We start from the raw sequence: 25,574 nt of genomic DNA, 5'->3' as shown, positions 1-25,574 counted from the left end.
TCTGCCGATTTCTTTGGGGACATCTCAACTCCTACTGAGATTTACGTCCTCATTATTATACATGATTTGTGATTTACAATTCATTGGCGATCGCTATATTAGAAGATTACAAGCAGACAGGATCTACATTGATTTTAGTGGTAAAATCAAAGCAAAAAACATCAAAATGCCCTCTGTGCAATCAATTTAGCCATCATCTACATCAAAATTATAGGTATGCAAGTTAGAGACTTACCGATAGGTAATAAAGAAGTAATGCTGAGAGTAAATCGACGCAGATTCAAATGTAGAAATTGTCACAAACCTTTTAATGAAAGCTTGGAACTTGTCGAAAAGAAGAAAATTTCACGAATAGATATGCACAAAGTATTACTGAACAAGTTGTCGATAGTGACCTTAATAAAGTGGCTAAAAACAATAAATTAACAGAAGAAGAATAAGAAGTTTGGTCACTGGTAAAAACTGTAGCGAATAAAATATTACCTGTTGACGTAAAAAACTTACAAAAACTCGGCATATATGAAATTAGTTTAGTAAAAGGGCAAGGAAAATTTAGAGTTGTCTTAGTCGATGAGAGAAACACATAAATTAATATGCTTAGTTGCCGAAAGAAAACAAGAAGCCATCAAAAAACAGATGCTTGAATGGGGAGAAGAAGTCTTAAACCAGATCGAAGAAGTAAGTATGGACATGACGGGTAATTATAAGTCATTGGTCAAATAACTTTGCCGGAATGCTGATGTAACAGTAGATAGATTTCATGTGAAAAAGATTATTCATGAGGAATTAAATCAGGCGAGAATTGAGGAAAAAAAGACAGCAACATCGCTAAAAGTAAAGAGAAAGCCAAATTATTGGATAGTTTAAAATGAAGTAGATATACATTATTAAAATCAGAAAATAACTTGTCTAACGAACAAAAATTAAAATTAAAACAAGTAAAAAATGGTTCAGGAAGAGTAGGAGCGATGCACACTTTAAAAGAAGAGTTTCAGTTTTTGTTTGAAACAAGTAATAATTTAGGTGACGGGATATTAGAATTAACAGATTGGTTAAAAAAAGCACAACCATAATATAAAAAGAGTGTAGAAACAATTAAAAGATGGTTGGGAGAGATTGTGGGGTATTTTGAAGAAAGAACAACTAATGGGATAGTAGAGGGAATTAATACTAAATTAAAGGTCTTAAAAAGGTGTGGTTTTGGATTTAGAAATTTGATAAAGTTTGAAATACGGGCATTACTTTTTTGGCATTTTCCTAAAGAATGAGCAGCGGTAAGTACGGAAGAGCCAAACGCTCGAACTTGATATCGGATTCAATCAGTTGGGCTTTGGCTTGTGCCAGTTCCCAGTTTTCGGGGGTGTCAGGCAGGTTGAGGTACAGGTACTTACGATCGCCCCCGCAAATCTGGCGGGGCAATTGCAAGCGCAGCCTACCGCTGCGAGTCTGGATAACTACCGCTCCTTTTTTAGCCCTACTAAGCGCCTGGGTCATGGTAGAATCTCAAAAGCGACTGGACAATGTTAGCAAATTGGAGACAAAAACCTGTGCAGAGGCTGAAACCCTTTGCCAATAAGTGGTTTCCTGAGTCGTGCTTGCAGCGAACCATGCTGAACGTCCTGGGTTCGAGTCCCACCGTCCGCTTTGATTGAATTTTCATAGAACTATGAAAATTAATTACTGTTATCGATTCGATATATGGCTAATTTCTTAACCGCTGCATTATATAAGTTCGTTGAGCTATCTGATTTTGCCGACTTGAGAACACCACTACTCGATTGTTGCAACAACAACAACGTCAAAGGCACTATCTTATTGGCGCAAGAAGGCATCAATGGCACGATCGCCGGTTCATCCGAGGGCGTAGGCGCAGTGCTCGCATTCTTGCGTAGTGACGCGCGTTTTGCCGATTTGGTTCACAAAGAATCTTTTTCGGAAAAAGCACCTTTTTACCGTCTGAAAATACGCTTAAAACGCGAAATTGTCACCATGGGGATACCGGATATTAATCCATCCCTCATGGCTGGCAAATATGTCAAGCCCGGTGAGTGGAATAAGCTGCTTGATGACCCCGATGTTGTTGTAGTTGATGTGCGTAACGACTTCGAGGTATCTATGGGTACTTTTGCCGGCGCTATTAATCCCAAAACAAAAAGCTTTTCCGAGTTACCGGAATGGGCGCTGCAAGAAACTGCTTTGCGCGAGAAATCTAAAATAGCAATGTTTTGCACTGGTGGCATTCGCTGCGAGAAATCTACTGCTTTTTTGCGATCGCAAGGTTTTCAGGAAGTCTATCATCTCGAAGGTGGAATTTTAAAATATTTGGAAACGGTGCCGGAAGCAGAAAGTCGTTGGGAAGGTGAATGTTTTGTCTTTGATGAACGGGTTTCGGTTGTTCATGATTTAAAGCCTGGTAACTATGAACTTTGTCGCGGTTGTCGTCACCCGATTAGTCAGGAAGATAAGGCTTCTGAATTTTTTGTGCTGGGGGTGAGTTGTCCTCACTGTCATGACTCGAAAACAGAAACTAAAAAACAAGGTTTATCTGAACGTCAACGTCAGATTGAGCTTGCTAAGCGCCGCAACCAAGCACATATGGGCGCGCGCTATGATGTTAAGGAAAAACCCGATGGTGCGATCGACTAATCGTATTAGCGCTAATCTCAAAGAAACCGGGTTTCTGACTCATCTAGTATTAGCACTAAGCTCCAAGAAACCGGGTTTCTCTGAAAAATCTGGCTGGGCGGCGTGAAATCTCGAAAGAAACCCGGTTTCTGACTTCTGCAATATTAGCGCTCATATCCAAGAAACCGGGTTTCTCTGAAAACTCTGGTTGGGCGGCGTAAAATCTAGAAAGAAACCCGGTTTCTAACTCTAAAGCCTTCCGTCTTCCTGATGACTAATGACTAATGACTATATGTCACCAATATACCCAATTTTATATTCCTTCCGCCGCTGTCCCTATGCTATGCGCGCACGCTTGGCGCTGATGGTTAGCAATCGCGTATGTGAGTTGCGGGAAGTTGTTTTGCGAGACAAACCACAGGAAATGTTAGATGTATCTCCCAAAGGTACGGTACCGATATTGATTGATGTTGAGGGGCGGGTACTCGATGAAAGTATTGATATCATGTTGTGGGCATTGGAAGAGCACGATCCTGAAAAATGGTTGAGCCCAAAGCAAGGTTCTGTTGCAGAAATGCTGGAACTTATCGCTCAGTTTGATTGTGGGTTTAAATATCATCTTGACCGTTATAAATACCCCGAACGTTATGCTGGTGTTGATGCCCGAGCCCATCGGGATAAAGGTGCTTTATATCTGGGGAAACTTAATGTAAAGTTAAGGGCGACTAAATATTTGTTTGGTAATAATGTAGCATTGGCTGATATGGCGATCGCACCTTTTGTCCGTCAATTCGCCCATACCGATAAAAATTGGTTCGAGGAACAGCCTTGGATTCCCCTACAAGCTTGGTTAACAGAGTTTACTGACTCGGAAATTTACGCTAGTGTTATGCAAAAATACCAGAAATGGGAATCGGGGAATGCTGGCGTTGTTTTTGGGCGATCGTAATTACCTATGAACCTGTTTGTAGTGAGGACTTTAGTCCGCATCCAAGAGAGGACTAAAGTCCTTACTACGAACCTTGTGGTTTGTAGTGAGGACTTTAGTCCGCAAAAAAAAGAGGACTAAAGTCCTTACTACGAACCTTGTGGTTTGTAGTGAGGACTTTAGTCCGCAAAAAAAAGAGGACTAAAGTCCCTACTACGAACCTGTTTGTAGTGAGGACTTTAGTCCGAAAAAAAAAGAGGACTAAAGTCCTTACTACGAACCTGTTTGTAGTAAGGACTTTAGTCCTTAGAATTTGAAAGGACTAAAGTCCTCACTACGAACAAATATTATTTTGGTCGCTAGGCGTTAGTGTATTCTAGTGAGTATTGTCAGGCTAAAATTATGATTGATGTTGGTTCGTTAGTTCGATCGCCCAAAAACGATATGGGAATCGGAAAAATTGTCGAGGTATCCCAGCCCGACGCCGTAGTTGAATATTTTTGCTCAGTAAAAAACCGCATCCGCAAAACTGTACCCCTCGGTTTGCTGCAAGAAGCCAGACTTCAGCGTCAAACTCGCTGCTACCTCTGGAGCACAAGTCAGGAAAGATGGATAATCGGCCGAGTTTATGACTGGGATGAAGATAAATTAGAGTACGAAATTGACCTCCCCGACAGCCAAAGTTTGCAAGCTGTCGAAACCGAACTTTACGTTCGCTGCAATATCCCGATCGCCGATCCGATCGACATTTTAGCAGTAAAAGGTCAAGAAACGCCGTATTTTCACGATCGCCGCTTGGCATTTGTCCAATCTGCGATCGAACAGCGCGCAGTCAGCCGCGGCATGACCGGCCTAATTTCTGCTAACATAGACCTCTACCCGCACCAAGTTGAAGTCGTGCGGCGCGTCCTAGAAGACCCGATCGTGCGCTATTTGTTGGCAGACGAAGCAGGACTCGGCAAAACAGTAGAAGCCGGGACAATTCTCCGCCAATTCCTGCTAGACGACCCCAACGGGCGCGCTGTTGTTATTGTTCCCAAATACCTCCTCGAACAGTGGCGGCAAGAGTTAGAAAATAAATTCTATTTGTCTCATTTTGCTGACAGAGTGCAGCTTGTTGCTATTAGCGAAATCAATCAAATTAGCCGCAACGCCAACCTAGATTTTCTGATAGTCGATGAAGCGCACGAGCTCGCAGCAATGGCCAATTCGAGCGATCGCAATCAGCAACAATCCTTTGAACTGTGCCAGAAACTAGCTCACAAAAGCAAAAACCTATTGTTATTATCTGCAACGCCCGTCATCGGTCGCGAGCAAGATTTTCTGGCAATGCTGCACTTGCTAGACCCCACAACGTACCGTCTTGATGATTTGGAAAGTTTCAAAGCACAGGTACAAAACCGTCATGAAATCGGTCGAACTTTACTCGATTTCCGAGAGGAAACACAGTCTGCTGTTTTGCAAACAAAACTTGCTCAACTTAGCACCCTTTTTGCTAAAGATGATTATTTAATCGGATTAGCAAAGGAATTAGAAAAATGCTTGAAGACCAAAGAAGCCGAAGAAAAATCTCGCCTAATCCGAACTATTCGCACCCATGTTAACGATACCTATCGCCTGCACCGCCGGATTCTCCGCAATCGCCGGGATGCGGTGGAAGATGTGATTTTCGATCGCGATACTGTACCGAAAGCCGAGTACGATCTCAATGACGAACAGTGGTCATCCATTCAAACTATACTCGATAAATGGCGCGCTGCTGCTCCCAAATCCAGCGAATATCAGAGAATTTTTCTGCTGTTTTTCCGCGCTTCCGGTACTTGGTTGAATGTTTTGGAACGGGTTATCAAAGCTCGTTTGCAGAAAAAATCCAGTCCAGAGATCGATCGCGAATTCGGACAAAGCGACACCGCAATTTTGACCAAAACTGCGCTGTTTCCCGAAGAAAGGGAACTGCTAGAAACCTTGCTCAACACGGTGTCAAAGGTCGAGGAAGGGTTCGATCGACCGGGTTTGTTGCGAATCGCCATTTTGCGATTTCTCGCAGTTGCATTGAAGGTTCCGCGCGAGTATCACAGCAATCCTCGCGATTTGCTCTCCAGAATTCAGCAGCAAATTAAACGGCCGATTCCGGGCGAACGTTTCCCAAAAATTGTGATTTTCACCAGTTTTACGGTAACTTGTCAAGAGATTGCGGAAAATTTAGCTAAAATCTTTGGTAAAAAGGCGATCGCCAGCCATGACACCAGCAAGTCTGCGGATGATGTGGAGGCTAATCTCCATCGGTTTAAGACTGAACCGCACTGTTTTGTCTTGGTGTGCGATCGATCGGCCGAAACAGGCGTCAACCTGCAATTTATAGATTGGTTAATTCACTTCGATTTACCGTGGTTTCCCAACCAGCTAGAACAAAGACTCAGCAGAGTCGATCGCATTGGTAGCAAAATGGGAGTGCAATTTTGTTTGTTTGCAGGCCCGGATATGCCCGACAGTCCCCACGAAGCTTGGTTTCAAGTCTTAAAAAACGGATTTGATATCTTCAACAAATCTATTTCCAGCCTTCAGTTTTATGCTGAAAAAAAACTGGTTGCACTTGAAGAAAAGTTGTTTGCTGAAGGAGCAAAAGGATTACTCAGCGAACTTGAAGTGATTCAAACTGAAATCGAACAAGAGAAAATCAAAATCGACGAACAGTACGTTCTCGATGAAATTGATATTCTTGATGACAGCGCATCTCAGTATTTTGAATCCCTCGACAACTGCGACGCACGCCATAAAGAAATGCAGCGGGCGGCGGAAGGTTGGTTGTGTCAAGCCCTCCACTTCAAACAAATCGAACATCCGAGTATATCTGGATTGATGCGCTATCAACCCACTCAAAAAACCTTGATTCCCTCGAACGATTTGAGAACTCGATTGGTGCCGTACTGTCAGCAGTACGGTAGCTACAATCGGCGCATCGCTCATCAAAATACCGATGTCGTGCTTTATCGAACTGGCGAGGGATTGATCGATGCACTGGGCGCTTATGTTCGCTGGGACGATCGGGGTCAAGCTTTTGCGATGTGGCGTCACGATGAAACTTGGGATGCTGCGGAAGGGAAGGAATGGTTTGGTTTTCAGTTTAATTATTCTATCCAGACTGACGTGCAGCCTGCTGAGCAAATTTTGCAATCACAAAACATCGAAAATTACAACTTAAAAGCTTTACAGCGGCGCGCTGATGCTCTGTTTTTGCCAATTTTTGAAACCGTGTATGTAGATGCTCGCAGCGAACAAATGTCTCTGGTAGAAAATGCGGAAGTTTTGGCAATTTTGCAGCGGGGTTATAAGGGGAAAGGCGGCCCGAATCGGGATTACAATTTGTCGAAAAATCGCACTTCGTTGATTGACAATTTTGTCGATCCGCTGGATTGGGATGATTTTTGTCAAAAGGGGCGGGTGGTATCGGAGGAATTGCTGCGCGGGCGTGAGGCTTTTGTGGAAATGTGCAATAGTTCCGCTGTCAGTGCTGCAATTCAACTGGAAAACCGGGTGAATCAATTGCAGTTGCGCTTGAACCGACTTTCTCAATCGGAACAACTTTTAGAGTCGGTTTTGGCTGATGAAATCAGTACGGAAAGTGCGTTGAGTCAAGCGGTTTTAGCGGGAATTCGCCGCCCGCACCTGACTCTTGAGTCGGTGGGATTTATTGTAATTTCTGGGCGCGCTCCTGTGAAATCGGAGAAGGAAGAAGACGAGCGGTAAGGATATCGTGTCCGCTCAAACAACCGCCATAAATTTGGTTTGTAGTGAGGACTTTAGTCCTTCTTAAATGATAGAGAACTGAAGTCCTGACTGCGAACTTGGTCTAAATTTGGTTTGTAGTGAGGACTTTAGTCCTATTAAAATGAGAGAGGACTGAAGTCCTGACTACGAACCTGCGATACTAAACCTCATCAAAAATTGCTCCCCGCTGCTGTAAATTCAGCTTCACATCTTCCGCAAGTCCCGAGTTATTCCCAAACCTCGCTGACTCGACCTTCGCACCGCTGAAATTAGCGTTTGTTAAGTTAACTTCAAGCAGATTGGCGCTGCTCAAATCTGCACCGCTGAGGTTTGCTAAAGCTAGGCTGGCGCGGTACAAATCTGCACCGCTCAAATCCGCATTTCCGAGGAAAGCGCCGCTCAAATCTGCACCGCCGAATTTGGCGTTTTGCAGGTTGGCGTCGCTGAAATCGGCATCGTTTAAGTTTGCACCCCGGAAGTTTGCCGCCGGGAGATTTGCGCTGCTAAAATCCACTGCATTTAAACTCGTCCCGCGCAAGCTACCGCCCGCGAAATCCAGCGCTGGATTGAGATTGGCGATTGTTGCCAGTTCTACAAAATCGTCTGTTTCAGCGGCTATAATGCGATCGACTATTTCCTGCAATTGAGCTTCGGCTTCCGGGACAATTTCCACCTCGGGCTGTTCCACCGCAGGCAAATTGTAGGACAAAAGCGCCCAACTGAGAGCCGGTTGGAGTTTATTTGCTTGCAAATATACAGTCAAGATTCTTGCTAAAACCGAATGTTGATTTGGCGTAATATCGTGCGGCCACAAACCCTCGGCATCTGTTAAATAAATATCTTCTTTCCCAACTTCAAAAGTCGCTGCAATTCGCAATGGCTTCGCGGCAAACTCTCCCAGTTTAGCACTTTTTAGCAAACCTTTTAATACTGGTTTGCCGCGTTTTAATGAAAAAATCCAAGCGGGCGTTGTATCGTCGCCGATGGTGGAAACGTGACAAAACGTGCAGTCACTTTCCTGGTTTTTCTGGGCCTTCTCACTGTCGGGAACTTCCCGCTGACTTTCGGTTAACAAAACTTCTGTACTGCTGTCGATTGGCGACAGTTGGAAATCACCGACTAACTGACGCGATGCTACGGGAATTTCGCAGTTTTCCAGATTTAGCTTGAGCGTCCCGCCTTGCAAGCCAAATCTGACGCGGCCGCCGAGCAGCGGTTCCCAATGCTCGTTAAAATTGAGGCTCAAGTGAATGTCGAGCTGCTGGGTTTGGGCTGCAACCGATGGCACTGGAATTGCTTCTAATTGCATCCACAAGCAATCAGGGTATTTGTTGTGAGACTCTAGCGATCGCATATCGGTAGAAGTGCTGGCTCTGCCAGACTGTGATAGAGATTTTGACGAGTGCTTTATTTTTATTTTATCACTATTGAGCAAAACTATTGAGCAAAATTTTATCTGTGATAATTTTGATGATTTATCGTTGGTGGGTGACACCCGTGATGCACTTTAGCTTAATTGGTTGGTAGTATTTGGTTTTTTACCCAATTCCGAAATGCTTGAACTAATTCTAAATAATCCATTGTTTCCGCCTGTTGCAAAAAACCGACAATTTCTAAAATAGGTACGGTGGGAAATGCTAAACTGATCTCGCACGAAACGTATGCTTTATTTTCTAATCTATTGATAATCAGGCGTTCGCCGTTATAAATCCACACTTCCGGCACGCCGACATCGGCATAAACTTGCAAGCTATTTTCCGAACAACTCGCGAGATCGAGTTCGACTACTAAATCAGGTGGCGGACTTTCATTCGTGTCAATTCTTTTTATTCCTTTAATTGCAGAAAAATTCTGGATGTAAAAACATTCATTAGGTTCTGCACTGCTGAGTTCTGGACGCTTAAAAGTTGTGGAACCGACGGCTGCAATGTTCAGTCCGAATTCTTCTGCTAGGGTTTCAACAAATCTACTGATTATTGTTTTGTAAAATTGGTGTTCTGGTGAAGGTTCCAGAATCTCTAGATTGCCACCATTGTATTTCAGCCGCAGCGGCCGGTCGATGTATTCGGCGAGCAAGGTTTCGTAGGTTTGCCAACTGATACCCGATAGCTGGATATTTTGGGCTGAGGAGGTGAGATTTTCAGCGGTCATAGGGGTATTTTGCTGAGTAGTTCTATCGCACTTTTGGATTATACCATCAATTCGGTCGATCGCACTCCTGGGCTTCACTCACCCATCTGCGCCGGAAATACCGCAGACAAATCGAGAGACAACTCTGGGAAACCCGGAATCACCACAACCTCATTCGGTGAAACCACTCCTTTGGCTCGATAATCGAAATCACCTGTTTGTTTCTGATAAGGTTCGCTGTTCATTTCCAGTTGAGTATCTACCAAATTAAATATCCAATAATCAGAAATTCCCGATTCAGCGTAGAGAGATAACTTAGTTCTGCGATCGTACTTTAAAGTAGAATCAGAAACCTCAATTACCAACAAAATATCAGCAGCTAGAGGGTGAGAAGATACATAATTGTCCGAGCGATTTTGGGCAATAACCACATCAGGTTCTGGTTCGCTATCATCTGACAAAATAATCGGTTCCTGTACGCGCACGCGAGCACGTCTTGCCAGTAAAATGATTAACTCCTCAACTAAAAGAGTATTACAAACCGAGTGAATCCTACCTTTAGCAGCCATTTTGATAATTTCTCCGCGAATCAATTCAAATCGGTTATCGGATTCAAAAAATCCCAGTTCTGCCAAACGGTCATATTCGGCGATCGAGAATCGTTTTGCAGTTACCGCAGTCATAGCTTTTATTCCTCTCTACAATTACCAAGATTCCCATTTTACTCGAAAATTCCGCCCCGCGCCGTCAACTCAACTTTGACCCCTTCGGAAATCCCTAAACAACCAACAAACCTCGCATTCTCCACCACCACATTTTTTAAATCAGCGCGGCTCAAATCTGCAGCGTTTAAATTTGCACCGCTCAAGTCAACATTGCTCAAGTCAGCATTTTTGAAATCAGTGTTTGTCAAATTTGCATTAACTAAAATTGCATTCGGTAAATAAGCACTGCTCAAATTAGCTCCGGTTAAATTGGCACCGGTTAAATTTGCCCTCGGCAACTTTGTTCGCAAATCTGCACCGCTCAAATTCGCGCTGCTGAGTTCGGCATCCCGCAAATTAGCATTGCACAAACTAGCATTAATTAAATTAGCAAAACTCAGCAAAGCACCGCTGAGATCTGCTAAGGTCAAATCTGCGCCCTGGAGGTTGGTTTCGCGCAAATCTGCGCCGTTCAAATCAGCGTAGTGCAAGTCAAAATCCCTTAAATCAGCTCCGGCAAAATCTTCGACGGGATTCAAACCAACTGTTTCTGCAAGTTGGACAAAATCATGATGTTTATCGGTTAAAAACAGTTCCCGGACGATCGCCAATTGCTGCTGTCGGTACTCGTCGGCTTTCTCGTAATCGGCTAAATACTTGTAAGCCAGCTTCAAACTCTTGAGAGCGCTGCGCTCAATGCGATCGTCCTTGTGGGCGCGCGCGATCGACAATTGCTGCTGATAACACTCGATCGCACCGGGTAAATTGCCGTTAGCATCGCAAGCAAAGGCCAAATTGCCCAAAGCTTCCAACTCTCCGCGAGTGTCGCCAGTCTCCCGGGCGATCGCCAAACGCTGCTGCTGGTAATCCATAGCACTCGAAAAATCCTCAAGGGCACAGCAAGCATTGCCCAAATTGCCCAAAGCATTTGCCTCGCCCCGGCGATCGCCAATGGAGCGTGCTAACACCAAATGCTGCTGGTAACAGTCGATCGCGCGATCGTAATTCAAGAGCGCCTCGTAAGCCACGCCCATATTACCCAACGCCGCACCCGATCGGCGCTTATCGTCCATTGAGCGATACAGCGCCAGCGCTTCCTGCCAAGAATCCAGCGCCGCCTCAAATTGGTGCGCCTGATATTGCGAAATTCCCTGCTTGATTAGCTCGCTAGCTTGTTCGCTCATACTATCCAAATTATTTGATAACTGAAGTTGATAACTGAAGTTGATATTAATCGACTTCAAGCGGTAATTGCTAATCGGTAATCGGTAATTGCTAATCGGTAAATCAGACAAAAAAAAAGGAGAGTCACCTCAGTAACTCTCCCGACCATCAGGGTGCATCTTGATAACACAATATAACATACTGAGAATGAGGGGCAATACCCAGTTTGTCAGGTTTTGATGAAAAAGTCGAGCTAGCCCAAGGATTTAAACCTTCCGGGCTGAGCATTGGCAGTTGCTTCAGATATCTGGGTTCGCGACAAGAGCGTTTTCGCCGTTACATAATTCGAGATTCTTCCAGCAAGACACCACCGATCCGTATTTTCACGTCCGTGTCCCACAAAAAAGACAAAAAAAAGAGAGAGTTACGGAAGTAACTCTCCTTGCCATCAGGGTGCATCTATATAACAGAGTATAACACGTTAGGGATGAGGGGTGACACCATCTTATGTAAAATTTTGATGAAGAAGTATAGCTGGCACAAACGCCTCAAACCTTTACCTATCCAGATTGCCAGCTTCTTATTGTCTATTTCTGACTGTCTTTAGCATTTTCCTGATGCGATTATTCGGCATTTGTCCAGCCAGAATCTTGCGATCGGTATTTTCACGTCCGTGTCCCACAAAAAAAAGACAAAAAAAAGAGAGAGTTACTTCCGTAACTCTCCTTGCCATCAGGGTGCATCTACATAACACAATATAACACGACTGTACTGAGGGGTGACACCCCCAATTGTGAAGATATTGTAAAGAAATGTAGACTTAATTGTAAAGTTACCATGAAGCGGGAAGGGCGATCGCGCGGCGGACTCAGGAAAAACCGATCGCCCGCCACTCGCGTCCGCTACACGATACCCTTAACGGCTGCTCAGGCTGGGCTGTTAAGCTTGGCTGCTAGCAACTCGTTGGTCAATTTGGGATCGGCCCGGCCGCCCGTTTCCTTCATCACCTTACCGACGAAAAAGCCTAGGAGCTTAGTTTTGCCAGCCCGGTACTGTTCGATCTCCTTGGGATTGGCGGCCAAAACTGCATCAATTGCCCGATCGATCGCCCCTGTATCCGAAATTTGAATCAAACCCTTGCTTTCAACCAACTTCTGAGGGGAACCGCCACCGGAGAGCAACTCCGGCAAAATATCCTTAGCGATTTTGCCGCTGATCGTGCCGGCATCAATTAGCCCCAGCAATTCTGCCAAATCCCGCGGTTGGAAAGGAATTTCTGCGATCGCCAGTTTCTCATTTTTCAGATAAGCAGTGATATCGCCCATCACCCAATTCGCAGCTTGTTTGATAGGAGCACCGGCGGCGATCGACTTTTCAAAATACTCAGCCACCGCTTTGTCGTCAGTCAAAACCCGCGCGTCGTAGGGAGAAAGACTTAGTTGAGTTTCGTAGCGGTATCGTTTTTGGGCCGGCAATTCCGGCAGTTGAGCTTTCCAATCCTGCAATTGATCTGCCGAAACTTCGATCGGAGGCAAATCCGGTTCCGGGAAATACCGGTAATCGCTGGCACCTTCCTTAACCCGCATACTGAAAGTACACTGCTTGTTTTCATCCCAAAGCCGCGTTTCTTGGACGATGGTTTCGCCATTTTCGATCGCTTGAATTTGCCGCTCGATCTCGTAATCGATCGCCCGTTCGATCGCATTAAAAGAGTTCATGTTTTTAATTTCCACCTTAGTGCCGAACTCTTTTCTGCCCACCGGGCGCACCGAAATATTCACGTCGCAGCGCAGGGAACCTTCCTGCATATTCCCGTCGCCAACGCCGATGTAGCGGACGATCCGGCGCAATTCTTGGCCGTATTCGGCAGCTTCGGCGCCCGATCGCAAATCCGGTTCCGAAACTATTTCGATTAAAGGCACGCCGGCGCGGTTGTAATCTACCATTGAATAAGTCGAACCGCTGAGGCGATCGCTGCCCCCGTGAACCAATTTGCCTGCATCTTCCTCCATGTGCAAGCGAGTGATCCCGATTTTTTTCCTAGTAGAATTGCCCGCCTCGTCCACCAGTTCAATTTCTATTGAACCGTTAATGGCGATCGGCAAATCGAACTGAGAAATTTGATAATTTTTCGGCAAATCGGGATAGAAATATTGCTTGCGGTCAAACTTACTGTAAGGTGCGATGGAGCAGTTGAGAGCCAGCCCTGCCTTCACTGCATACTCCAGCACTTTCTGATTTAATACTGGCAACACTCCAGGCATTCCCATACAAATTGGGTCAATGTTTGTATTTGGGGCATTGCCAAATTCTGTAGAAGAACTGGAGAAAATTTTAGTATTCGTGCTCAATTGACAGTGAGTTTCGAGACCGATAACAGCTTCGTACTGAGTTTGGTTTTTTATCGAAGAGGATGCAGCAGCAGTCATAAGCGACCTTGAAAATTTAATAACTTTATATTATATTTTAGCTGTTTATTGACGAAACCGGCTTGAGATTATTTGTCGGGTAGGGACGGTTTTCACTTAACACCGGCAGAGTTCGCAAACAAGTATCGATCGACCTCGCGACTGGCAGCGAATAATTCACTTCCTGGGGTTGGTTGTCGCCCGCCACACTTTTGTTGCTGGCGAGCGGCACACCCAATGCTCTACAAATGCGCGATCGGCTCGCGCACAGATCTGCATCAGTATTATTTCGATCGCCTCAAACCCCAACCATGTGCAAAAATATACAGAGCAGAGTGCGCCCGCAGTTGGGTGACGAGAGTTTTGGGGCGATCGACCGCAATTGCCGATTCGATCGACCTATGCCTGCCGTCTTTTATAGCACCGCCGCCGCTCAAAATCGGCGCCGCGCACAAATTAAAAATTAAAAATGTATAATTTAACAATAAACTACACATTTTTAATTTTTAAAGTTTAATTTAAAAGTCTCAACGTAACACTTGCTTAACTGTCAAAAATATGCCTGAAATTCCAGTGGAAAGTGCCTCACTGTTTCAGAACAGCATCACTGAGCTAGAGCAGGCGGAATCAGCCCTCGAACTCGCTTGGAACGAACTTGAAAAACAAACAGCAGAAACCATTGCTCAGATAGCCAAAGCCGGCTCCGCAAACGCACAGGAAATCAGCGAGCGATTTGAAGAGGCCAAGGAACTCCGCCAGCAACTTCAAACCCAAATAAAACAAGCCCGCAAGCGGCGGGAATTTCACCTACAAAACTCGCCAATGGCAGTTATAGAGTGGGACTCAGAAGGTCGAGTAGTGCGGTGGTCGCCAATGGCCGAACAAATATTTGGCTGGAGTGCAGCAGAAGTAATCGGCAAATATTGGCACGAATGCTCAATAGTTTATCCAGAAGACTTCGAGCAAGTGTGGGCCGTCGCAAATCAACTGTTACACAGCACAGAACCCCGCAACGTTTGCCGCCACCGCAACTATACCAAAGATGGCTCGGTAATTCACTGCGAATGGTACAATTCTGCACTCATGGATGCAGAAGGAAAATTAGTTTCAATTCTGTCTTTTGCCAGAGACATAACCGAACACCTCCGCACTCAAGAACAACTGCACCAGCGCCAACAGGCATTCAGTGCGATCGCCGAAAATGCTACCGATATCATAGCGCGGTTCGATCGAGAACTGCGCCACCTTTACGTTAACCTAGAAGTCGAACGAGCCACCGGAAAACCCGCCTCAGAATTTATCGGCAAAAGCAACACAGAATTAGGAATGTCCCCCCACATTTGCCACCTGTGGGACGAAGCGTGTGTCAAAGTTTTTCGCACCGGCAAACCAGAAACCATCGAATTTGACTTTCCCACTCCCGACGGAACAAAATACTATCAAAGTCGAGTAATTCCCGAATTTGCTGAGGACTATTCAGTAGAAACAGTTTTAGGTATCACGCGCGACATCACAGAAATTAAACAAGTCGAATATCAGTTGCGGCAAAGCGAAGCTAGATTTCGGCGCGTAGTTGATTCTAACATCATCGGCATATTTTTTTGGGAAATTAACGGCCTGATTACCGACGCCAATCAGGCTTTTTTAAACCTAGTAGGATACACGATAGACGATTTGCTTGAAAAAAAAATTAGCTGGCAAGGAATGACACCGCCAGAGTACCGCCATCTAGACGACCAAAAAATCGCCGAGCTCCGGGCTGCCAACATGATTGTGCCCTTTGAAAAAGAATACATCCGCTCGGACGGCAGCCGCGTTTCGGTGCTGCTAGGAGCTGCGTTTTTAGAAGGAACGCAGGAATTTGGAGTCAGTTTTGTGCTGGACTTGACTCCTCGCAAACAAGCCGAAGTAGAACTGCAAAAACATCAAGAACTTTTAGAAAGCATCATTAAAACCATCCCCAACTTTTTGTACATATACGACACAGAAGCACAGCAAAATATCTATGCAAATCCAGCAGTCACTGCCATGCTGGGCTACACTCCCGAAGAACTGCAAGACTTGGGTACTCAAGCTATCTCTAGCTTAGTTCACCCCGAGGATCTGCACAAGTTAAGCGCAAGTATGCAGCGGCTCTCAAACAGCAGCAACCCCCACGAAACAGATGACATCGACTACAGGATAAAACACAAAAACGGGGAATGGCGCTGGGTGCACGATCGATCGACAATTTTCAAAAGAACCCCAGCGGGACCAATTCAGCAAGTTATCGGTTCCATACTCGACATCAGCGCTCGCAAACAAGCCGAAGAATCCTTAAAAGAACAAAACGAAGTGCTGCAAACAATCTTCGACAACGTGCCAGTCATGCTGTCATTCTTGGGAAATAGCGGTGAAATAGAGTGGGTAAATCGCTACTGGGAAAAAGTGCTGGGCTGGAGTTTGGCAGAGCTCAAAAACCACGATATCTTTACCGAATGTTATCCGCAGCCAGAATACCGCCAATATGTTTTTGCTCAAATTAAAGCAGCAACCCAGAACTGGGAAGACTTCAAAACAACAGTTAGAGACGGGCGAATTATCGACACTGCTTGGGCAAACATTCGCCTCTCAGACGGCAGATGTATCGGCATCGGTCAAGATATCAGCGATCGCAAGCGAGCCGAAGCTGAACTCCAACAGCTCAACGAAACTTTAGAAGCTCAAGTCGCCCAGCGTACCGCCGAACTTGAGACTTTTTTTGATGCTTTACCCGATCGCATTTTTGTAGTAGAACGCGAAGATATGCGCCAGCCTTTTGTCAATCAAAGTTTGGCAAAAATGGCAGGTTTTAACAGCAGAAAAGAAATGCAAGGCAAAACCGTGTCTGAGTGTTTTTCGACTGAACTAGCCACAAAATTTGTGCGGGAAAACTTGCTGGTATTTGAATCAGGCGAAACTCTCCACTTGCATGAAAAATATATTTTTTCCGACAACAAAACTACTTACTTCGATACTTTTAAAATTCCGCTGAGAAATCTCGACGGCGAGGTTTATGCTTTAATTGGCACTTCTCGCGATATCACAGAGTTGGTTGAGACTAAACAAGCTTTGTCGCAACGCACGGAGCAATTAGAGGCGGCCAATCAAGAATTAGAATCTTTTTGCTATTCTGTTTCCCACGACCTCCGGGCTCCTTTGCGCCATATTTCAGGTTTTGTTAATGCTTTGAAACAGCGGTTAGAATCAACTGAGGCTTTGAACGATCCTAAAATTGTTCACTATATGCAAGTGATAGAAGACAGCAGCCAAAAAATGAGTCTGTTGATTGACGGTTTGCTCGCTCTTTCGCGGGTGGGCCGCACTGAGTTAGTGCAAATCCCGATCGATCTCACCCGCCTGGTGCAAACTGCGATTAAATTGGCTAAACCCCGGACTGCAACAGAGTCGGCCCCAACTCCCCACAGCCAAGTTGAATTTACCGTCGGAGATTTGCCGCTGGTGACGGGAGATCCCACCTTGCTGCAACAGGTGTTCAGCAACTTGATCGACAACGCCGTCAAGTTCAGCCGCGGACGCACTCCGGCTACAATAGTTATTGACGCCTTACCTGATGGAACGATTTTTGTCAAGGATAACGGCGTGGGTTTTCCTTCTGAATATGCCGATCGACTGTTTGGAGCCTTTGTGAGACTGCACTCCCAGAGAGAATTTGAAGGTACGGGCATCGGTTTGGCGATCGTCGGGCGGATTATTGGGCGCCACGGCGGCACGATTTGGGCGATCGGCGCACCTAGTCAAGGAGCCACATTTTACTTTAAACTAGGGCAAACAATCTCAAACAGTAATCTAGATTCGTAAGTTACCAGTATAGTAGTTTTAAATTCAGAATTTAAAACTATTATACACTTAAATAAGTCACAGTCGGTTCTGCCAGATCTCGGTGGCGGAGGCTAAATAAATGTTTTTAGAGTATAAATCTTGGCTAAAAATAACTAAAAATTCGAGATAAAATTAACAAAACTCAATCAAAAGAAAGAGATTTAGCAACACTACCACAAACAAATTTAAAACTACCGAATACCGTATGTTAGATCGAACTCAGACAAACTATTTACTAAAAACAGTATCAGAATCAACGTTAAAATTGTTGATTGTCGAAGACATGGCAGAAGATCTGGAATTAATAGTGCTCGCCTTAGAAGCGGGGGGAGTAAATTTTAAATACGATACTGCCGAAACAGCAACAGAGTGCAGACAACTGCTCCACAATTGCAAGTACGACGCTGTGCTGTCAGATTACCGCCTCCCTGGGTTCAACGGTTTAGAAGTGTTGAAATTAATGCAGGAAATAGGGCAAGAAATACCATTTATTTTAGTAACGGGAAGTTTGGGAGAAGAAGCGGCAGTTGAGTGCATCAAAGCCGGCATGAACGATTTTGTATTAAAAGGGCGGCTGTTTAGGCTGCCAACAGTATTAGAACGATCGCTCCAAGAATACAAAATGCGCCGCCAGCAACAATTCGCGATCGCCCAAATTCAGCGACAAGCGACTCGTGAGGCGATCGTCAACCGCATAGTTCAAGCCATGCGCTTCACCCTGGTACTCGACGAAGTGCTGCAAACCACCGCCGACCAACTGCACGAAGCTCTCGAAATCAGCGCCTGCGCGATCTTGCAGCCTGATGCTGAAGGTAACATCATAGTTCGCTACATCAGCTCATCGGCAGACAAACAACAACTCGTCGGCTTAAATTGCGAATTGGCACAACACTACCGCTGCTCCCTCGCAGCAGGAGAAATCCTAGCCCTGGACGAGTTATCAAGCCTGTGCGAGGAACTGCAAGCATCAGCAAAGTCGATCGGATTTAGCGCCGTCGCGATCGCGCCGCTGCTCTACCAGCAGTCATTTTTGGGAGGAATTGGCCTTTATGAGTGCGATCGCGCCCGTTCTTGGAGCGCCGAAGAACTGTCGCTGCTCAAAGCGATCGCCGATCAGTGCGCGATCGCGATCCACCAAGCCGAACTCTACCAACAAGCATCGAAGGAACTCGCCGAACGCAAGCGCGCTGAAGCAGAAGTGCGGGGCATCCAGCAGCAGCTAGCCACAATGGCTGCCAACATTCCCGGCTCAGTCTACCGCGCCCTGCTGCATCCAGACGGCAAAATGTCCATGCCCTACATCAGTCCGGGGGTGCGCGAAGTTACAGGGATCGCACCAGAAGAAGTAATGGCGCGCCCGGAACTGTTGACCCAAATCATTCATCCCGAGGACAAAAGCTCCTTTGACAGCAGCGTAGCAGCATCGAGTGCCAGTCTGTTGCCCTGCGATCGCCAGTACCGGATCGTGTTAAATTCCGGCGAAGTCAAGTGGGTGCAAGACAGCGCCAGATTTTCCAAAAACGAAAACGGCGACGTAATTGTAGACGGAGTAGCTCTCGACATCAGCGATCGCAAACAGGCCGAATCAGCCCTCAGACAAAGCGAACAGCGATTTCGATCGCTGATTGAAAACGCCACAGACATCACGATCATTCTCGACGCCGAGGGCATATTCCGCTACATCAGCCCTTCCGTCAAGCGAATTTTAGGCTACGCGCCCCACCAGGCGATCGGGCGCAGCGCCCTAGGGACAGTTCACCCCGACGACTGCGCCGCGATCGCCCAAACCCTCCACAAAGCCATTGAAAACCCCAAAAGAAGCCAGTGCCCGCTGGAGTATAGAGTGCTCCACCGCAACGGTTCCTGGTGTTATGTAGAAGCAGTAGCCACCAATTTACTGCACGATCCGGCAGTCAACGGCATCGTGATCAACTGCCACGACATCACTCAGCGCAAAAAAGCCGAAGAACAACTGCTGCACGACGCTTTTCACGATGCCCTTACCGGATTGCCCAACCGAGCGCTGTTTACCGATCGGCTGGAACACGCCCTGAGGCTGGCAAAACGCCGCAAAGACTACTTGTTTGCCGTGCTGTTTCTCGATTTAGATCGATTTAAAGTAGTCAACGATTCCCTCGGCCACGCGATCGGCGATCGACTGCTAGTTGCGATCGCGCAGCGTCTAACAGCTTGTCTCAGAGTCGGAGATACAGTCGCCCGCCTCGGAGGAGACGAATTTGTGCTGTTGCTGGAAGACATCGACGGCGTAAATGAAGCCGACAGCATAGTCAAGCGCTTGCAAAAGACAATCACCTCCCCCATCCTGCTAGACGGACACGAAGTCTTTATCACCGCCAGCATCGGCATTGCATTGAGTTCTGGCGAATACGAGGAACCGACAAGCCTGCTGCGCGACGCCGACACAGCAATGTACCGCGCCAAAGAACTCGGCCGAGCCCGACACGAAGTTTTCAACAGTTCCATGCACGCCCACGCTTTGCGGCTGTTGCAGCTAGAAAACGACCTGCGGCGGGCGATCGAATCAATTAGATACGCCGCCGCAGAAGACTCTCCCCCATCCCCCCCATCGGGCTTACCTCCCTTATCCCCAACACCCCAGTTTATCATTCACTACCAGCCGATCGTCAGCATCGCCAATAACGCAATTATCGGTTTTGAAGCCCTAGTGCGCTGGCAGCATCCAGAACGCGGCTTAGTTTCGCCCAACGAATTTATTCCCATCGCCGAAGAAACCGGCTCGATCGTACCGCTGGGCCGCTGGGTACTGCGGACAGCTTGCCACCAAATCCGCCAGTGGCAGCAGCTATTTCAAAACAACCCACCCTTAAGCGTCAGCGTCAACCTTTCCGTCAAACAGTTTTCTCAGCCAGATTTAATCGAATATATCGATCGAGTTCTCGAAGAAACTCACCTCGAAGGCAGCAGTTTAAAGCTAGAAATTACCGAAAGCGTACTCATAGAGAATTCCGAATCAGTAACAGCAATGCTCGTGCAGCTTAGAGCCCGAAACATACACCTGTGCATCGACGACTTCGGCACCGGCTATTCATCGCTCTCCTACCTGCACCGCTTCCCCACCAATACCTTAAAAATAGACCGCTCCTTTGTCAGCAGAATGGGAGGCGACTTCGAGCTCGGCAAAGGAGGCATCGACCCCACAGAAATTGTGCGGTCGATCGTGACTTTATCCCACAATTTAGGCATGGATGTAGTAGCAGAAGGAGTCGAAGAAGCCTCGCAACTATCGATACTCAAAGGATTAAAATGCGAGTTCGCCCAGGGATTCTTTTTCTCAAAACCAGTAGACTCTCAAACAGCAGCAGACCTCATCCGACACCAAGCAGAAAATCAGAATTTGCTCACATTTAGTCTGTTAGAGAAAAGCAGTTAAAAAAACACGGCACGCTTTGCGCCTCTTTCAGCTTAAAATCTTAAAATATTTTAAAGCTGTCCCTAACTGGCGTCATCCAAATCATTATGGCTATTGGCTACCTCGCCCTCGTTCTCCACGCCCACCTGCCCTTTGTCCGCCACCCCGAAAGCGACTACGTTTTAGAAGAAGAATGGCTGTTTGAGGCGATCGCCGAAACCTACATTCCCCTGCTGCAAGTCTTTGAAGGGCTAAAACGCGACGGCATCGACTTTAAAATTACCATGAGCATGACACCGCCCTTGGTAGCCATGCTGCGCGACCCCTTGCTGCAAGACCGTTTCGACGACCACTTGGCCAAACTCGAAGAACTAGCCGAACTCGAAATCGAACACAACAGCGGTAACGGTCACCTCCGCTATTTAGGCGAACACTACGCCGCCCACTTCTCTCAAGTTCGCAATTATTGGGAAAAGTTCGATCGAGACTTAGTAAAAGCCTTCAAACAATTCCAAGACACAAACAACCTCGAAATCATCACCTGCGGCGCCACCCACGGCTACCTACCGCTGATGAAAATGTACCCCGAAGCAGTTTGGGCGCAAATACAAGTAGCCTGCGAAAGCTACGAACAAAACTTCGGCCGCCGCCCAAAAGGCATTTGGCTGCCCGAATGCGCCTACTACGAAGGCTTAGAGAGGATGTTAGCCGACGCAGGCCTCCGCTACTTCCTCACAGACGGCCACGGCATCCTCTACGCCCGCCCGCGTCCCCGCTACGGTAGCTACGCCCCAATTTTCACCGAATGCGGAGTAGCAGCATTCGGCCGGGATCACGAATCATCCCAGCAAGTTTGGTCATCCGAAGTCGGCTACCCCGGCGCCGCCGAATACCGCGAATTCTACAAAGATTTGGGTTGGGAAGCCGAATACGACTACATCAAACCCTACATCATGCCCAACGGCCAGCGCAAAAACACCGGGATTAAGTATCACAAAATCACCGGCCGCGGACTGGGTTTAGGCGACAAACAGTTATACGATCCCTACTGGGCGCGGGAAAAAGCAGCCGAACACGCCAGCAACTTTGCCTTCAACCGCGAACGCCAAGTCGAGCACCTCAACGGCATCATGCAGCGTCCGCCTATTATTGTATCCCCTTACGACGCCGAACTTTTCGGTCACTGGTGGTACGAAGGGCCTTGGTTTTTAGATTACCTGTTCCGCAAGAGTTGGTACGACCAAAATACCTACGATATGACGCACTTAGCCGATTATTTGCAGGGAAATCCAACTCAGCAAGTGTGCCGCCCTTCCCAGTCTAGCTGGGGTTTCCGAGGTTTCCACGAGTATTGGCTCAACGATACCAATGCTTGGATTTACCCGCACTTGCACAAAGCAGCGGAACGGATGATTGAATTGGGAAACATGGAACCTGAAGACGAATTGCAGTATCGCGCTTTGAACCAAGCTGCGCGGGAAGTGCTGTTAGCTCAATCGTCTGACTGGGCGTTTATCATGCGTACAGGGACGATGGTACCATACGCAGTGCGGCGGACGCGATCGCACTTAATGCGCTTCCACAAGCTGTACGATGAAGTCAAAGAAGGCAAAGTCGATTCCGGCTGGTTGGAGAAGGTTCAGGAGATAGACAACATCTTCCCCGAGATTAACTATCGCGTTTATCGATCGCTCTAAGCAAACTTAGAGCTAATTTCCGGCCTAAAAAAACCCGCCAGCGCGGGTTTTTTTATTCTCTCGTGTCCTCCTCAATTGGGACGATGAGCCTGCTATTACAATTATTAAAAATTGCTATCAAGCTATGACAGCTAGCGATCGCCTGCTGATTGTTGATTTTCTGTTGCCTTCAGGCAAAATGTCGCCTTTTATTGGTATGGGTAGCCTAACTTTGTTTGTGATAGGCGGTACTTTTATGCGTAGAGATGATGAATTTTATCATTTGCTTTCCTCCGCTGGCTTTAAAGTGACTGATACGATCGCCACAAAAGGGCCCGCAAGTGCGATCGAGGCGGTAATTAGATGAGTGGGAAAATATGTCAACACTCAAAAGCGGGTGAAACGAAGCTATCGGATAGGTTGTGATAGGAATACACATTCTGTTGGATAGCGAAAGTTTATTTGTGTCTAGCTACTTAATGGCGCTCTAATTGTTAGTTTTGCATATCAAGTGATGAATATCATAAAAATATGAGGACTAAAGTCCTCACTACAAACAGTTTTTATTACGAGTGATTGATGGGAGATTATATGACTGCTGACTTGCTTTAGTCTTGTTGCGTTGAAAACTGGCGGGCGCCGATCGCAGAAAAGGCGATCGCAGCCACCAACAAAACAGGTATGCTGTACCAAGGAAACTTGGCGATATCGTAAGCAGCAGCCCTCAATCCAATGCTGGCATAAGTCAGCGGCAACAGATACACTATGCCTTTCAGGGCTACCGGCAGCGAGGCAGGGTCAAAAAAAGTCGCTCCCAAAAATGACATCGGAGTTATCATAAAATTGTTGTACAATCCGACTGATTCGAGAGATTTTACGTTTAAACCCACTATCACTCCCAGACCCGCAAATACAGCGGAGTTGAGAATTATCACTAACAAAAATAGCGGATGCAGAAATACCAGCTTTTGAGTAAACAAAACTGCTACTAAAATCACCGAAACCGAAGTTAGCAGTCCCCGCAGAATTCCGGCTAACATTTTGCCCGCGTGCAAAGCTAACGGGTGTACCGGCAGCAGTAGCAATTCCTCAAATGTTTTACTAAAAAGGCGTTCACCGCAAATAGAAAATACTGCGCCTGTAAAACTTACTGTCATCGATGAAAGTGCAACCATTCCCGGCAGCATGAATTCTAGATAATTGCCACCAATTGCAGGTTTAGGCATGGAACTGCCCAACCCGAAACCAAAAGCTAGAATGTAAATTAATGGGGATGTTAAACCAGCGGCGGCAATTGGCAAAATTCGGACTCGCAAATCTAGCCATTCTCCCCAAAATACGGTGATTGTGTCTGTTAGTATAGTTTGAATTGAGCTTTGTTTCATGGTTGGGCGAGGTGATTTGCATAATTGATATCAAGTCCTGTCAATTAACGGGACTAAATATTATATCAGGTTTGATCTAATTACCGTCTTAAAATAGGTTTGATCGTTCGGACTTTAGTCCGCAAAAAGAAGGACTAAAGTCCGAACGATCAAACAGGTTTGATCGTTCGGACTTTAGTCCGCAAAAAGAAGGACTAAAGTCCGAACGATCAAACCTTTTGGATCGCGGGTAATTGACCGGACAGGATATTACATCTTGCTCATTATCACTGTAGTTTAGACTAACCAAAGATGAGAACGGTGGCAAAAGAAGAACTAGAGCCACCGCGTCAGGAGAGAATGAGGGTGAAAAAGAAAACCTATCCACTCCTTAAATGAACAGTGAACGATTAAAGGACTTTCGTCAAGCAGCATACGATTTATTAGTGAAAGCCAAGGATGCCACATTCGAGCTGATGGATTCAGTGATGACAACTCCGAATGCCTCATGTTTAGCGGAATTTTCACTCAATCCATTATTCAATCGTCAATGGCCAAGCGTCTACGAAGCGTTACAAGACTGTAGGCCAGACCGAAAAAAACTGATGCTGCTGTATCTGGAGCAATTACAGAAAGAAGCACCCCCAACGGAACACATATTAGTAGCAATCGACTGTCCCTGCATGGGGGAGACGAGATGCTAAAACATTAAAAGACAGAACTCATGAATATCAGAAGGGCTCCATTGTGGGACAGGGGTACAGTACAATTGCGTGGATACCCGAAGCACAAGGAAGTTGGGCATTACCCCTACTCCATGAAAGAATAAGTAGTGGGTCTTCACCCATACTTCAAGCAGCTTCCCAACTTAAACTTGTCTGTGAACAAAGCATCAATCCAGTATTAGCAGTCTTAGACCGAGAATATGGCAATGCAAGTTGGGTGCTAGCGCTAAAGCAAGCTTCCATTCAAGCTGATTGTTTAATGAGAGTCCGAAAGAATGCCTGCTTATGGTCAGCACCACCAGCCTATAGTGGTCGCGGTAGACCACGGAAACACGGGCAAAAAATGAGACTGGGCGACCCAACTACATGGCTCGAAGCTGATACCACGATTGAAATTGATGAACATCCAGATTTGGGAAAAGTCCGAGTCAGACAATGGCTTGACTTGCATTTTTATCGCGCCCCTGGACAAAAAGTCAATTTAATCCTGGTGGAAAGAATGAAGCCCATGTCAAATGGTCAGCCGTTTCCACCTTTATGGTTGGCTTGGGTTGGAGAACGAACTCTACCTTTGGAAACAGTCTGGTTCAAATATTTACGACGTTTTGGAGTCGATCATTGGTATAGGTTTGCCAAGCAAAGATTGCATTGGACATTGCCTAATTTGAGAACCCCTGAACAATCCGAGCGTTGGAGTGATTTAATGCCGTTGATGAGTTGGCAACTCTGGCTAGCTAGGGATTTAGTGGTTGAGAATGTCTTACCTTGGCAATCTGCTACCATTAATTTTACCCCTGGACGTGTTGCTCAATCAATGTTTTCGCTTTTAG

Annotated in this window: 18 protein-coding genes and 3 pseudogenes; 12 read left to right on the top strand and 9 right to left on the bottom strand. The window is 46.3% G+C overall.

Annotated features, from left to right (window positions below; all coding sequences use genetic code 11):
* The 4 genes and pseudogenes from JGK39_RS22000 to JGK39_RS21985 form a co-directional block, all read left to right on the top strand.
* The coding region (locus tag JGK39_RS22000) for a hypothetical protein (protein ID WP_293257695.1) at positions 1–190 on the top strand (190 nt) is incomplete at its 5' end.
* A gap of 26 nt (positions 191–216) precedes the next feature.
* Positions 217–426: a transposase family protein gene (locus JGK39_RS21995; RefSeq protein ID WP_366048937.1), complete on the top strand. Its 210-nt coding sequence runs from the start codon at positions 217–219 to the stop codon at positions 424–426.
* Positions 427–570: 144 nt separating this feature from the next.
* Positions 571–867: pseudogene (locus JGK39_RS21990) on the top strand (transposase).
* 17 nt (positions 868–884) lie between these two features.
* Positions 885–1,268 (top strand): annotated as a pseudogene (locus JGK39_RS21985) (transposase); the annotation flags it as partial.
* Here the strand turns inward: JGK39_RS21985 and JGK39_RS21980 are convergent.
* Complete coding sequence (locus JGK39_RS21980) at positions 1,258–1,494, bottom strand: DUF3596 domain-containing protein (protein WP_293257693.1); 237 nt, start codon at positions 1,492–1,494, stop codon at positions 1,258–1,260. The pseudogene JGK39_RS21985 and the gene JGK39_RS21980 sit on opposite strands and share 11 nt — an antisense overlap.
* 204 nt (positions 1,495–1,698) lie before the next feature.
* Here JGK39_RS21980 and JGK39_RS21975 point away from each other — a divergent pair, with 204 nt between their 5' ends.
* From JGK39_RS21975 to dpdE, 3 genes are all read left to right on the top strand, one after another.
* Positions 1,699–2,646, top strand: a complete 948-nt coding sequence (locus JGK39_RS21975; protein WP_293257691.1) for a rhodanese-related sulfurtransferase — start codon at positions 1,699–1,701, stop codon at positions 2,644–2,646.
* Positions 2,647–2,917: 271 nt separating this feature from the next.
* On the top strand, positions 2,918–3,574 hold the full coding sequence (locus JGK39_RS21970; RefSeq protein ID WP_293257689.1) for a glutathione S-transferase: 657 nt from the start codon (positions 2,918–2,920) through the stop codon (positions 3,572–3,574).
* Positions 3,575–3,955: 381 nt separating this feature from the next.
* Complete coding sequence (dpdE, locus tag JGK39_RS21965; RefSeq protein WP_293257687.1) at positions 3,956–7,300, top strand: protein DpdE; 3,345 nt, start codon at positions 3,956–3,958, stop codon at positions 7,298–7,300.
* A 181-nt stretch (positions 7,301–7,481) separates the two neighbouring features.
* Here the strand turns inward: dpdE and JGK39_RS21960 are convergent, their stop codons facing one another.
* The 7 genes from JGK39_RS21960 to JGK39_RS21930 all read right to left on the bottom strand — a co-directional run bounded on the left by JGK39_RS21960 (position 7,482) and on the right by JGK39_RS21930 (position 14,224).
* Positions 7,482–8,756, bottom strand: coding sequence for a pentapeptide repeat-containing protein (locus tag JGK39_RS21960; RefSeq protein ID WP_293257684.1), 1,275 nt, complete (start codon positions 8,754–8,756; stop codon positions 7,482–7,484).
* 77 nt (positions 8,757–8,833) lie between these two features.
* Complete coding sequence (locus tag JGK39_RS21955; protein ID WP_293257681.1) at positions 8,834–9,472, bottom strand: Uma2 family endonuclease; 639 nt, start codon at positions 9,470–9,472, stop codon at positions 8,834–8,836.
* 74 nt (positions 9,473–9,546) lie between these two features.
* Positions 9,547–10,134 carry a Uma2 family endonuclease gene (locus tag JGK39_RS21950; protein WP_293257678.1) on the bottom strand — a complete coding sequence of 196 codons (588 nt, stop codon included), beginning with the start codon at positions 10,132–10,134 and terminating at the stop codon, positions 9,547–9,549.
* 38 nt (positions 10,135–10,172) lie between these two features.
* Positions 10,173–11,339: a pentapeptide repeat-containing protein gene (locus JGK39_RS21945; RefSeq protein ID WP_293322392.1), complete on the bottom strand. Its 1,167-nt coding sequence runs from the start codon at positions 11,337–11,339 to the stop codon at positions 10,173–10,175.
* Between the two features lie 906 nt (positions 11,340–12,245).
* Entirely contained in the window at positions 12,246–13,748 is a 1,503-nt protein-coding gene (gene gatB, locus JGK39_RS21940) for an Asp-tRNA(Asn)/Glu-tRNA(Gln) amidotransferase subunit GatB (RefSeq protein ID WP_293257672.1), read from the bottom strand.
* Between the two features lie 37 nt (positions 13,749–13,785).
* Positions 13,786–13,959: a hypothetical protein gene (locus JGK39_RS21935; protein ID WP_293257669.1), complete on the bottom strand. Its 174-nt coding sequence runs from the start codon at positions 13,957–13,959 to the stop codon at positions 13,786–13,788.
* 52 nt (positions 13,960–14,011) lie between these two features.
* Positions 14,012–14,224: a hypothetical protein gene (locus tag JGK39_RS21930; protein ID WP_293257666.1), complete on the bottom strand. Its 213-nt coding sequence runs from the start codon at positions 14,222–14,224 to the stop codon at positions 14,012–14,014.
* 61 nt (positions 14,225–14,285) lie between these two features.
* Between JGK39_RS21930 and JGK39_RS21925 the strand changes: the two genes are divergently transcribed.
* The 4 genes and pseudogenes from JGK39_RS21925 to JGK39_RS21910 form a co-directional block, all read left to right on the top strand.
* On the top strand, positions 14,286–17,567 hold the full coding sequence (locus JGK39_RS21925) for a PAS domain S-box protein (RefSeq protein ID WP_293257663.1): 3,282 nt from the start codon (positions 14,286–14,288) through the stop codon (positions 17,565–17,567).
* Positions 17,568–17,793: 226 nt separating this feature from the next.
* Entirely contained in the window at positions 17,794–21,000 is a 3,207-nt protein-coding gene (locus JGK39_RS21920; RefSeq protein ID WP_293257660.1) for an EAL domain-containing protein, read from the top strand.
* An 86-nt stretch (positions 21,001–21,086) separates the two neighbouring features.
* Positions 21,087–22,676, top strand: a complete 1,590-nt coding sequence (locus JGK39_RS21915; RefSeq protein WP_293257657.1) for a glycoside hydrolase family 57 protein — start codon at positions 21,087–21,089, stop codon at positions 22,674–22,676.
* 46 nt (positions 22,677–22,722) lie between these two features.
* Positions 22,723–23,022: pseudogene (locus JGK39_RS21910) on the top strand (methyltransferase); the annotation flags it as partial.
* 241 nt (positions 23,023–23,263) lie between these two features.
* Here the strand turns inward: JGK39_RS21910 and JGK39_RS21905 are convergent.
* The gene (locus JGK39_RS21905) at positions 23,264–24,040 is read right to left on the bottom strand and encodes an ABC transporter permease (RefSeq protein WP_293297377.1); all 777 of its coding nucleotides are present in this window, start codon (positions 24,038–24,040) and stop codon (positions 23,264–23,266) included.
* Between the two features lie 726 nt (positions 24,041–24,766).
* On the opposite strand from JGK39_RS21905, the gene JGK39_RS21900 reads away from it, so the two are divergent.
* Positions 24,767–25,574: transposase (locus tag JGK39_RS21900; protein WP_293257654.1), on the top strand; the 808-nt coding region annotated here is incomplete at its 3' end.

It is taken from the genome of Microcoleus sp. PH2017_12_PCY_D_A (genome assembly GCF_020738565.1).
Taxonomy (GTDB): domain Bacteria; phylum Cyanobacteriota; class Cyanobacteriia; order Cyanobacteriales; family Microcoleaceae; genus Microcoleus.
Note: the sequence above shows the minus strand (reverse complement) of the source record. Positions and strands in the feature narration are given on the sequence as shown.